We start from the raw sequence: 10,999 nt of genomic DNA on the forward strand, positions 1-10,999 counted from the left end.
GCCGCCTGCTGCGCGCCGCCGCGGTGGCCGCCTTCCGGCCGCTGCTGCTGGCCACCGCCACGCCCGTCGCGTACGCCCGCCCCGCGGGCGCGCCCGTCAGGCCCCTGCGCCCCGCGCGCGCGGTACGGCCGCGCACCCCGCTTCTCCACTCCGTCGTCCGGCGCGGACCGCCGCTCCGCCCCGCCCTCGGCTGAGCAGAAGAGCAACCCGCACCAAGAGCACCACGGAGAAGCACCACCATGAGCAAGCGCAACAACTGGGAGAACAAGCAGAGCGCCCGCGAGCGGCTGCGCGCCGAGCGCGAGCAGCAGGCGAAGCGGGAGAAGGCCCGCCGCCAGTTCGTCGTCGCCGGAGCGGTCGTCGGCGTCCTGGCGATAGCCGGCGGCATCGCCTACGGCGTGAGCCGGATGAGCGACGGCGGCGGCGACAAGTCCACCAGCGCGGCGTGGCAGGCGGCGGCCAAGCAGACCCTCGTCAAGCCCGCCAACACCGGCGGCGACAACGGCACCGAGATCGTGATCGGCAAGAAGGACGCCCAGCACACCCTGGAGGTCTACCAGGACATGCGCTGCCCGATCTGCTCGGTCTTCGAGCAGAACGTCGGCGACACGATCGACAAGGACGTCAAGGACGGCAAGTACAAGGTCTCGTACCGCATCGGCACCTTCCTCGACCGCAACCCCCAGATCGCCGGCACGGGATCGAAGAACGCGCTCAGCGCGCTCGGCGCCGCGCTCAACGTGAGCCCCGACGCCTTCAGCGCCTACAACAAGGCCCTCTACTCCAAGGCCAACCACCCCGAGGAGACCAAGGACGACTTCTCCAAGGACGACGTCCTGCTGAAGGTCGCCCAGCAGGTCCCCGCGCTCAAGGGGAACGCGGAGTTCGAGAAGAACGTCAAGGAGGGCACCTTCGACAAGTGGGCGCTGGAGGTGTCCGACACCTTCGACAAGGCCAAGGACGTCACCGGCACCCCCACCCTGAAGGTCGACGGCAAGAAGCTGCAGGTCGAAACGGCGAACGGCAAGGGCGTCCCGATGACCCCGCAGCAGTTCAGCCCGGCGGTCGCGGAACACCTCAAGTAGCCGCCGCTGCCGCCCCCGGGCGGCAGCGCCGCCGTTCCCGCCGTCCCCTCATCGAAGATGCCGAATCGAGACGCGACACCTCACGGATGCCGTGGCAGACTTCGGCGTCATGGAGGGGACGGCAGTTCGGTTCAGGGGGATGCGCGCCGCGCTGTTCACCGCGCTGTGCGTCACCCTGTCCGCGGCCTCCCACGTGCTGCTCTCGCGCACCCCGCTGCCGGTCGCCACGGTCGCCGTGCTGTCGGCGGTGTGCTTCGCCGTCGCCTACGCGCTGGCCGGCCGGGAGCGCGGCTTCTGGTCCATAGCCGCCCTGCTCGTACCGCTGGAGCTGGCCGCCGACACCGTCTTCACCACCGGCCAGCACGCCTGCTACGGCCCGGCCGGCGGCCCCATATCGGGCCCGCTGCGCTCCATGGGCGTCGACCTGGTCTGCCGCGGCGGTGACTTCGGCACCCCGCTGGCCCGGATGGCGGCCGACGGCCCCGGCTCCCTGCAGGGCGGTGCGGCCACCTCGTCCGCCACCCCCTGGCTGCTGCTCGCCGCGCACCTGGCGGTCGGACTGCTGGCCGCCGCCTGGCTGAGGCGCGGCGAGGTGGCGCTGACGCGGCTGCTGCGCGCGGTCGCCTCCTTCGCCTTCCGGCCCCTGCTGCTGGCCGTCGCCGCGCTCGGCGCCGGCGACCGTCCCGCACGGCTGCGCGTCCGGCCCGTGCGCGACACCCTGATCTCCCGCTCGCTCCCCCTGCTCGGACACTCCGTCGTACGGCGGGGACCGCCCGTGTGCCCGGCATCCGCCTGAGCACCACCCCGGTCCCTTTCCCGTACGTCCCCGACGGAGCGACATCGTGAGCAACCGCAACAACCCGCAGAACAAGGCCGCCGCGCGCGAGCGGCTGCGCGCCGAGCGCGAGCGCCAGGCGAAGAAGGACAAGACCCGCCGTCAGATCCTGGTCGTCGGCGCGATCGTGGCCGTCCTCGCCATCGCGGGCGGCGCCGGCATCGCCCTCACCAAGGCGACCGACGGCAGCAAGAACAACAAGGTCAGCAGCGAGGACTGGGACGCGGCCGCCGCCAAGACCGCATTCCGGCAGCCCGCCAACTCCACGGGCGACAAGGGCACCACGGTCGTCGTCGGCAAGCAGGACGCGAAGAACACCCTGGAGGTCTTCGAGGACATGCGCTGCCCGGTCTGCTCCGGCTTCGAGCAGAGGGTCGGCGAGACCGTCCTGAAGGACATCAAGGACGGCAAGTACAAGGTGCAGTACCGCATGGGCACCTTCCTCGACCGCAACCCGATGATCAAGGGCTCGGGGTCGAAGAACGCGCTGAGCGCGCTGGGCGCCGCGCTCAACGTCAGCCCCCAGGCGTTCCTGGACTACAAGAAGGCGCTGTTCGCGCAGAAGAACCACCCCGACGAGCGGGACGACGCGTTCTCCGACGACGAGAAGCTGCTCTCCATCGCCGGGGAGGTCAAGGAGCTCAAGGGCAACGCCGCCTTCGAGAAGGACGTGAAGGACGGCACGTACGACAAGTGGGCGCAGGAGATGTCCAAGACCTTCGACACCTTCGTCGGCCAGGGCAAGGACCTCCAGGGCACCCCCGGTCTCAAGCTCAACGGCAAGGTCCTGGCCAACGAGCAGGGCCAGGCGCCGCAGGCGGCGCCGGAGTTCACGGCCCTGCTGGAGCAGTCGCTCAAGAAGTAGTCACCGCGCCGTCGCCGGCGCGCGCCGGCGACGGCCGGCCGACGGGCGGGCGAACACTTCGTTCGGCCCGTCCGCGGCCTTACCCCCGGCATTACCGGGCAGTAAAGTGACGGCCCGTGACATCCCACGACATATCACGCCGCACTGCCGTCACGGCTGCCGCGGCCACCGCCACCGCTGCCCTGCTGCCCCTGGCCGCCGCCCCCGCGGCCCTGGCCGACACGGGCCCCCAGGCCGGTGCCACGACCGGCTCCGGCACCGCCTTCCTGCACGGCGTCGCCTCCGGCGACCCGCTGCCCGACGGCATCCTCCTCTGGACCCGCGTCACCCCCACCGCGGACGCCGAGCCCGGCTCCGGGCGCGGTCCGGCCGTCGAGGTCGCCTGGGAGGTGGCCGAGGACGCCGGCTTCACCCGCGTCGTCGCCCGCGGCGCGGTGACCGCGTCCGCCGCCACCGACCACACCGTCAAGGCGGACGTGCGCGGACTGCGCCCCGCCACGGGGTACTTCTTCCGCTTCACCGCGAACGGCACCCACTCCCCCACCGCCCGTACCCGCACGGCCCCCGCCCACGGCGCGGCCACCGAGGGCGTCCGCTTCGGCGTGGTCTCCTGCGCCAACTGGGAGTCGGGCCACTTCTCCGCCTACCGCCACCTCGCCGACCGCCGCGACCTGGACGCGGTGCTCCACCTCGGCGACTACATCTACGAGTACGGCACCGGCCAGTACCCGGCCGCCAAGTACGTCGTGCGCCCGCACGCCCCCGCCCACGAGATCGTCACGCTGGCCGACTACCGCACCCGCCACGGCCGCTACCGCACCGACCCCGCCCTGCAGGCCCTGCACCACGCCCACCCCGTCGTGGCCATCTGGGACGACCACGAGTTCGCCAACGACGCCTGGACCGGCGGCGCGGAGAACCACACCCCCGGCGCCGAGGGCGACTGGGCCGTGCGCGTGGCGGCGGCCAAGCAGGCGTACTTCGAGTGGATGCCCGTCCGCCCCTCCGTCGAGGGCACCACCTACCGCCGGCTGCGCTTCGGCAAGCTCGCCGACCTGCACCTGCTGGACCTGAGATCGTTCCGCTCGCAGCAGGTCAAGAACGGCAGCGGCTCGGTGGACGACCCCGAGCGCACGATCACGGGCCGGGCGCAGCTGGACTGGCTCAAGGAGGGCCTGGCGTCCTCCGACACCGCCTGGCGACTCGTCGGCAACCCGGTGATGATCTCCCCGGTCGCCTTCGGCGCGCTCCCCGCCCACCTGCTGGAGCCGCTGGCGGAGCTGCTGGGGCTGCCGAAGGGCGGCATCACCATCAACACCGACCAGTGGGACGGCTACACCGACGACCGGCGCGAGCTGATATCCCACCTGGCCGACCGCGCCATCCGCAACACCGTCTTCCTCACCGGCGACATCCACATGGCGTGGGCCAACGACGTGCCGAAGAGGGCGGCCACGTACCCGCTGTCGTCGTCGGTGGCCACCGAGTTCGTCGTCACCTCGGTCACCTCCGACAACCTCGACGACCTCCTGCACGTGGCGCCGCACACGGTGTCCCTGGCCGCCGCCACCGCCATCAAGGCCGCCAACCGGCACGTGAAGTGGCTCGACATGGACTCGCACGGCTATGGCGTGCTGGACGTCACGGCCGAGCGGGCGCAGATGGACTACTACGTCGTCTCCGACAAGAGGAACCCGGACGCGACGTCCTCCTGGACCCGCTCCTACCGCACCCGCTCCGGCAGCCAGCGCGTCGAGCGCGTGGACGCGCCGGTGCGCTGAGGCACCGTACGGTCGCCGGACGGGCTCAGGCGGGCCCGTCCGCGATCTCCTCCAGGAACGCCAGCGCCACCTTCCACGTGGCGTCGGCCGCCTCCGCGTCGTGGTCCGGCAGCTCGGGGTCGGTGAACAGGTGCCCGGCGCCCCGGTAACGGTGCACCTCCACGTCCGCGCCCGCGCGCTGCATCCGCAGGTACCAGGCGTTGAGCCAGTCGTGCGGCTCGAACGGGTCGGGGTCGGCCACGTGCAGCTGGACGGGCAGCTCGTCCACGGCCGCGTCCTCCGGCAGGTCGGAGGTGCCGTGCAGGAGCAGCAGGCCGCGGGCCTTCTCGTCGCCCAGCGCCAGGTTCTGGGCGACGGAGCCGCCCAGCGAGAACCCCGCGTAGACCAGGCCCCGGTCCGACAGCGGCGCGGCGGCGGTCACCGCGCGGCGCAGCAGCTCCTCGCGGCCGATCTCGTCCTTGATCGCCATACCCTCCTCGACGGTCTCCGCCGTGCGTCCTTCGTAGAGGTCCGGCACGTGCACCTCGTGCCCGGCGGCCCGCAGCCGCTCGGCCGCGGCGTGGACCGCGGGCCGCAGCCCGTAGGCCGAATGGAACAGGAGAATCGTGGTAGGGGACGGCACTGGAGAGTCACTTCCTTACAGCTGGATCGCGTGCCCCCCATCGTGCCAGCTACGGTCGGAGGGGGCGCGCGCCGGCAGGACGCCGGAAGGAGCCTGGTGCCCATGGAGGACATACTGCGTCCCCTGGCGGTCGTCGGCGGGGCGCTGATCGTCACGGTGGTGATCGGCTGGATCGCCGACCACGTCGTGCGCCGGATCGCCGAAAGGCATCCGGAGGCCCCCCTGTGGGGGCTGCTGCGACGCTGCCGGATGCCACTGCGGCTGGTGCTGTGCGTGGCGCTGCTGCGCGGCGGCTACCCCTCGGCGGAGCTGGCCGAGGACCACGAGGACGTCATCGCCCAGGTGCTGACGCTGACGCTGATCGGGGCGTGCGCCTGGCTGGCCGTGCGGCTGGCCACGGCCGTCGTGGAGGCCGGCTACGCCCGGTACGCCGCCGGGGCCCGGGACCCGGCCCGGATGCGCCGGGTGCGGACGCAGGTCACGCTGATCCGGCGGGTGGTCACGGCGGCCGTGGCGGTGGTGGCGGTGGCGGCGATGCTGCTGACCTTCCCGGCCATGCGGACCGTGGGCACCTCGCTGCTGGCCTCGGCCGGGCTGATCGGCATCGTCGCCGGTGTGGCCGCCCAGTCCACGCTGGGCAACCTCTTCGCGGGGCTGCAGATCGCCTTCGGGGACATGGTGCGCATCGGCGACACGGTCGTGGTGGGCGGCGAGTGGGGCACCGTCGAGGAGATCACGCTCACCTATCTGGTGGTGACCACCTGGGACGAGCGGCGGATCACCATGCCGGTGTCGTACTTCACCAGCCGGCCGTTCGAGAACTGGTCGCGGGGCAACCCACGGATGACGGGCACGGTCTTCTTCCACCTGGACCACACGGCTCCGATGGACCTGATGCGCGAGCGGCTCCACGAGGTGCTCAAGAAGTCGCTGGAGTGGGACGGACGGGCCTGGAGCCTGGTGGTCACCGACACCACGCCCTCCACGATCCAGGTGCGGGCGCTGGTGACCGCCAAGGACGCCGACGACATCTGGACCCTGCGCTGCGTGGTGCGCGAGGAGATGGTGTCGTGGCTGCGCCGGGAGCACCCGTACGCCCTCCCCCGGATCAACACCGCGCCGGCCCCGGGGCTGGAGGAGGCGCCCGACCGCCGGCAGGTCCCGCCGACCGCCGAGGACATCGGGCCGGGCCCGGGCACGACGTGAGGCCGGGCCGGGGAGCTCAGATTCCGCGGAGGGTCCGGTCGTCCAGGTGCCGCAGCACCCTGTCCACCACTTCGGGGTCCATTCCCGGCTCGCTGCGGGCCGCCAGCACCTCGCGCCGGGCCGCCGACAGCAGCTGCCCCTGCACGCGGTGGAGCGTCCGCAGCCGCTCCACGCGCTGCGCGTGGGCGTCGCGGCGTTCCTCGTCGACCATGTCGGGGCTGATCCGGGCGCCCATGTCGTAGGCGCGCCGGCCGAGCATCTCCATCATGTCCTCGGGGAGGTCCTCGTCCTCGACGATCTCCAGCAGGCGGTGCCGGGCCGCCTTCGCCGCCCGGGCGGCCAGCTGCCGCTCCAGCTCCCGGCTCGCGTCGGTGTCGGCGCGCACGCCCAGCAGCCGGACCAGCCAGGGCAGCGTCAGGCCCTGGACGACGAGGGTGGCGATGATGACGGCGAAGGCGATGAAGAGGATCTCGTCCCGGGCGGGGAAGGGCGTCTTGTCCGCCATGGTGAGGGGGATGGCCAGGGCGAGCGCCACGGTGGCCACGCCACGCATCCCCGACCACCACGTCACCACCGTCTCGCGCCAGCTCAGCAGGACCTCCTCCTCGGTGTCCCGGCGCTTGTGCAGCTTCTTGGTCAGCCACGCGGCGGGCAGCAGCCACAGCAGCCGTACGCCCACCACCACGGCCACGATGGCGGCGCCGATGCCCAGCATCTCGCCCCAGCGGCCGGAGGCCGTGCTGATGGCGTTGTGCAGCTCCAGGCCGACGAGGCCGAAGGCCGCGCCGGTGACGAGGGTGTCGACGACCTCCCAGAAGGTGTGCCCGGCCAGCCGGCCGAGCACGTCGTCGGGGTCGTGGGCGTACTCGGCGAGGAAGAGGGCGGTGGTGAGGACCGCGAGCACGCCGGAACCCTTGAGCTCCTCGGCCAGGACGTAGGAGACGAACGGCACCAGCAGGGTGAGGCCGATCTGGAGGGTGGCGTCCCCGAGGACGTCCATCAGCCGTTTGGCCGCCCAGCCGAGCCCGAGGCCGACGGCGACGGCCACCACGGCGGACAGCACCAGCTCGGCGAGCGCCCTCGGCAGCGAGAAGTGGCCGCTGACGGCGGCCGCGATGGCCACGTGGTAGAGCACGATGGCCGTGACGTCGTTGAAGAGCCCCTCGCCCTCCAGGATGGACACCAGGCGGCGCGGCAGCCCCAGGGAACCCGCGACGGCGGTGGCGGCGACCGGGTCCGGCGGGGCCACGAGGGCGCCCAGCGCCACGGCGGCGGCCAGCGAGAGCCCGGGCACGATCGCGTTGGCGACGGCGGCGACGGCCGCGGTGGTGACGAAGACCAGCGCGACCGCCAGCAGGAAGATCGGCCGCTTGTTGGCCGCGAACTGCCGCCACGACGTGCGCTGGGCGGTGGCGTAGAGCAGGGGCGGCAGGACCAGCGGGAGGATGAACTCCGGCGCGATGTTCACGTTGGGCACGAACGGCAGCAGCGCGAGGACGATCCCGCCGATCGTCATCAGCACCGGGGACGGAACGCCCAGCCGGTCGCCCAGGGGCACCGTGACCAGCGCGCCGAGCAGCAGCACGAAGAGCAGCGCGAGCTGGTCCACGGATGCCCTCCGGGCGGGTCGGCGCGGTCGAACAGGCTTCCAGCCTGCCTCACCCGCCTCCCGCCCGCCTCACGGGCACCGCCCGCTCAGGAGCTTTCGGCGCGCACCGTGTCCAGGGCGTACTGCAGGTCGGCGGGGTAGGCGCTCTCGAACTCCACCCAGCGGCCGTCGCCCGGGTGCTCGAAGCCGAGCCGGACGGCGTGCAGCCACTGGCGGGTGAGCTTGAGCCGCTTGGCGATGGTGGGGTCGGCGCCGTAGGTGAGGTCGCCGACGCACGGGTGGCGGTGGGCGGCCATGTGCACGCGGATCTGGTGCGTACGGCCCGTCTCCAGCTTGATGTCCAGGAGGCTGGCGGCCCGGAACGCCTCGATGAGGTCGTAGTGCGTCACCGACGGCTTGCCCTCGGCCGTGACCGCCCACTTGTAGTCGTGGTTGGGGTGGCGGCCGATGGGGGCGTCGATGGTGCCGCTCATCGGGTCCGGGTGGCCCTGGACGAGGGAGTGGTAGCGCTTGTCGACCGTGCGCTCGCGGAACTGCTGCTTGAGCAGCGTGTAGGCGCGCTCGGACTTGGCGACGACCATCAGGCCGGAGGTGCCGACGTCCAGGCGGTGCACGATGCCCTGGCGCTCGGCGGCGCCGGAGGTGGAGATGCGGTAGCCGGCGGCGGCGAGCCCGCCGATCACGGTGGGGCCCGTCCAGCCGGGGCTGGGGTGCGCGGCCACGCCGACGGGCTTGACGATGACGACGATGTCGTCGTCGTCGTGGACGATCTCCATGCCCTCGACCGGCTCGGCGACGATCTGCACCGGCGCGGGCGGCGCGGGCATCTCGACCTCCAGCCAGGCGCCGCCGGTGACCCGGTCGGATTTCCCGGCCTCGGCCCCGTCGAGCTGGACCTTGCCCGCGGCCGCCAGCTCGGCGGCCTTGGTGCGGGAGAAGCCGAACATGCGGGCGATCGCCGCGTCGACGCGCTCGCCCTCCAGGCCGTCGGGTACGGGAAGGGCGCGGATCTCGGGAATGGTGCTCACCCGTCGAGTATGACGGACGGGCGGGGCATCCCCGTCCGGGGCCTTGTGCGGCTCAGTCCTCGTGGACGGTGCCGTCCGGGTCCAGGCCCCGGAACGAGAGGATCACGATCAGGAAGCCGCCGCAGACGATCGCGGAGTCGGCGAGGTTGAAGACGGCGAAGTGGGCGGGGGCGATGAAGTCCACCACGCCGCCCTCGAAGCCGCCGGGCGAGCGGAAGAGCCGGTCGGTGAGGTTGCCGAAGGCACCGCCGAGCAGCAGGCCGAGGGCGATCGCCCACGGGAGGCTGTAGAGCTTGCGGGCGATGCGGGCGATGGCCACGATCACGGCGGTGGCGATGACCGTGAACACGACCGTCATCGCCTCGCCGATCCCGAAGGCCGCGCCGCGGTTGCGCACGACCTCGAACTGCAGCCAGGTGCCGATCACCTGGACGGGGTCGTGGTGCTCCAGCTCGGCCACCACGAACAGCTTGCTGCCCAGGTCGAGGAGGTACGCGAAGGCGGCCACCACGAGCAGCACCGCGATGCGGCGCCTGCCCTTGGGCTCGCCGCTCCCGCCGGCCGTCGCCGTCGCCGTCGCACCGGTGGGCCGCCCGGCCTGTTCCGCCTCAGTCACGTGAGTCCCTGGATGTCGTCCCTGCTGGCTGAGGACGAGGGTACGGCACGCACTGCCGGGGCGGTCAGCGACGTTCCTGCCGCTGCTTGCACTCCACGCACAGGGTGGCCCGGGGAAATGCCTGCATACGGGCCTTCCCGATGGGTTTGCCGCAGTTCTCGCAGAGGCCGTACGTACCGGCGTCCAGGCGCTCCAGCGCCCGCTCGGTCTGCTGCAGCATCTCGCGGGCGTTCGCGGCCAGGGCCAGCTCGTGCTCCCGGGTGATGTTCTTGGTGCCGGTGTCCGCCTGGTCGTCGCCGGCGCCGTCGCCCGAGTCGCGCATGAGGCCGCTGATCGCCTGCTCGGCGGCGGCGATCTCGGTGCGCAGCCGCACCGTCTCGCCCTCCAGCCCGCTGCGGGCCTCGGCCACCTCCGCCGGCGACCAGGGCTCCTCGCCCGGCCGTACGGCCAGCGCCCCCGGCTCGGCGGCGGCGGTGCGCGCGCCCGGTACCTTGTTCGCGGTCTTCTTCGCAGCCACCGTCCTGGCTCCCGTCTCCTCAGCGGGCACCGCCGTGGTGGCCGGTGCGGACTCTTTGGCCGTGCCGGCCTTGTCGGCCGCCTCGGCGGCTTCCTTCCCCGCCACCTTGCCCGGGGACGCGGCGTCGGCCACCGTGGCAGTCTTCCCCGCCACGGCGGTTTTCTCCGCCGATGCCGACTTTTTGGCCGGTGCCGTTTTTTTGGCCGACGCCACCGCCTTGGCGGGAGCCGCCTTGGCGGGAGCCGCCTTGGCGGGAGCCGCCGGCTTGGCTGCCGGCTCGGCCGTGCCGGCCGACTTGGCTGCCGCCTTGGCGGAGGGCCGCTCGGCCGTGCCGACCGGGGCACCGGGATTGCCGCCTGCGGCCTCTTTGGCGGCGCTGGACTTGGCCGCGGCTTTCTTGGCGGGTGCGGCCTTGGCGGCGCCGACTTTGGACGCGGCTTTCTTGGCGGGCCCGGCCTTGACAGGTGCGGCCTTGGACGCTGCCTTCTTGGCAGGCGTGGCCTTGTCGGCAGACGCGGCCTTGGCGGCGCCGGCCTTGGCCGCGGCTTTCTTGGCAGGCGCGGCCTTGGCGGCGCCAACTTTGGACGTGGCTTTCTTGACGGGCGCGGCCTTTGCGGGCGCGGCCTTCGCGGGCGCAGCCTTCGCGGGCGCAGCCTTCGCGGGCGCAGCCTTCGCGGGCGCAGCCTTCGCGGGCGCAGCCTTCGCGGGCGCAGCCTTCTTGGCAGGCGCGGCCTTCTTGGCAGGCGCGGCCTTCTTGGCAGGCGCGGCCTTCTTGGCAGGCGCGGCCTTCTTGGCAGGCGCGGCCTTCTTGGCAGGCGCGGCCTTCTTGGCAGGC

At 72.7% G+C, this 10,999-nt stretch carries 10 protein-coding genes and 1 pseudogene; 6 read left to right on the plus strand and 5 right to left on the minus strand.

Annotation, left to right across the window (positions count from 1 at the left end):
* The 5 genes and pseudogenes from LE181_RS26640 to LE181_RS26660 all read left to right on the plus strand — a co-directional run.
* Positions 1 to 194, plus strand: a pseudogene (locus LE181_RS26640) (hypothetical protein); the annotation flags it as partial.
* 45 nt (positions 195 to 239) lie between these two features.
* The gene (locus tag LE181_RS26645) at positions 240 to 1,085 is read left to right on the plus strand and encodes a thioredoxin domain-containing protein (RefSeq protein ID WP_225664053.1); all 846 of its coding nucleotides are present in this window, start codon (positions 240 to 242) and stop codon (positions 1,083 to 1,085) included.
* A gap of 109 nt (positions 1,086 to 1,194) precedes the next feature.
* On the plus strand, positions 1,195 to 1,881 hold the full coding sequence (locus LE181_RS26650) for a hypothetical protein (protein ID WP_225664062.1): 687 nt from the start codon (positions 1,195 to 1,197) through the stop codon (positions 1,879 to 1,881).
* Positions 1,882 to 1,927: 46 nt separating this feature from the next.
* The gene (locus tag LE181_RS26655) at positions 1,928 to 2,785 is read left to right on the plus strand and encodes a thioredoxin domain-containing protein (RefSeq protein ID WP_225664054.1); all 858 of its coding nucleotides are present in this window, start codon (positions 1,928 to 1,930) and stop codon (positions 2,783 to 2,785) included.
* 116 nt (positions 2,786 to 2,901) lie between these two features.
* On the plus strand, positions 2,902 to 4,566 hold the full coding sequence (locus LE181_RS26660; RefSeq protein WP_225664055.1) for an alkaline phosphatase D family protein: 1,665 nt from the start codon (positions 2,902 to 2,904) through the stop codon (positions 4,564 to 4,566).
* Between the two features lie 25 nt (positions 4,567 to 4,591).
* Here the strand turns inward: LE181_RS26660 and LE181_RS26665 are convergent, their stop codons facing one another.
* Entirely contained in the window at positions 4,592 to 5,188 is a 597-nt protein-coding gene (locus tag LE181_RS26665) for a dienelactone hydrolase family protein (RefSeq protein WP_225664056.1), read from the minus strand.
* 102 nt (positions 5,189 to 5,290) lie between these two features.
* Here LE181_RS26665 and LE181_RS26670 point away from each other — a divergent pair, with 102 nt between their 5' ends.
* On the plus strand, positions 5,291 to 6,394 hold the full coding sequence (locus tag LE181_RS26670) for a mechanosensitive ion channel family protein (RefSeq protein WP_225664057.1): 1,104 nt from the start codon (positions 5,291 to 5,293) through the stop codon (positions 6,392 to 6,394).
* A gap of 16 nt (positions 6,395 to 6,410) precedes the next feature.
* On the opposite strand, the gene LE181_RS26675 is transcribed toward LE181_RS26670, so the two are convergent.
* From LE181_RS26675 to LE181_RS26690, 4 genes are all read right to left on the minus strand, one after another.
* Positions 6,411 to 8,003: a Na+/H+ antiporter gene (locus LE181_RS26675; protein WP_225664058.1), complete on the minus strand. Its 1,593-nt coding sequence runs from the start codon at positions 8,001 to 8,003 to the stop codon at positions 6,411 to 6,413.
* Positions 8,004 to 8,089: 86 nt separating this feature from the next.
* On the minus strand, positions 8,090 to 9,031 hold the full coding sequence (locus tag LE181_RS26680) for an RluA family pseudouridine synthase (RefSeq protein ID WP_225664059.1): 942 nt from the start codon (positions 9,029 to 9,031) through the stop codon (positions 8,090 to 8,092).
* Between the two features lie 52 nt (positions 9,032 to 9,083).
* Entirely contained in the window at positions 9,084 to 9,647 is a 564-nt protein-coding gene (lspA, locus tag LE181_RS26685) for a signal peptidase II (protein WP_225664060.1), read from the minus strand.
* A 64-nt stretch (positions 9,648 to 9,711) separates the two neighbouring features.
* On the minus strand, positions 9,712 to 10,999 hold a 1,288-nt coding region (locus LE181_RS26690), incomplete at its 5' end, for a TraR/DksA family transcriptional regulator (RefSeq protein WP_225664061.1).

Origin of the sequence: Streptomyces sichuanensis, from assembly GCF_020328095.1 — a bacterium.
Lineage (GTDB): Bacteria > Actinomycetota > Actinomycetes > Streptomycetales > Streptomycetaceae > Streptomyces > Streptomyces cinnamoneus.

Excerpts from the sequence above, each read along its gene's own strand:
- LE181_RS26645 (WP_225664053.1), top strand. The coding sequence starts at position 240 with ATGAGCAAGCGCAACAACTGGGAGAACAAGCAGAGCGCCCGCGAGCGG.
- LE181_RS26650 (WP_225664062.1), top strand. The coding sequence starts at position 1,195 with ATGGAGGGGACGGCAGTTCGGTTCAGGGGGATGCGCGCCGCGCTGTTC.
- LE181_RS26670 (WP_225664057.1), top strand. The coding sequence starts at position 5,291 with ATGGAGGACATACTGCGTCCCCTGGCGGTCGTCGGCGGGGCGCTGATC.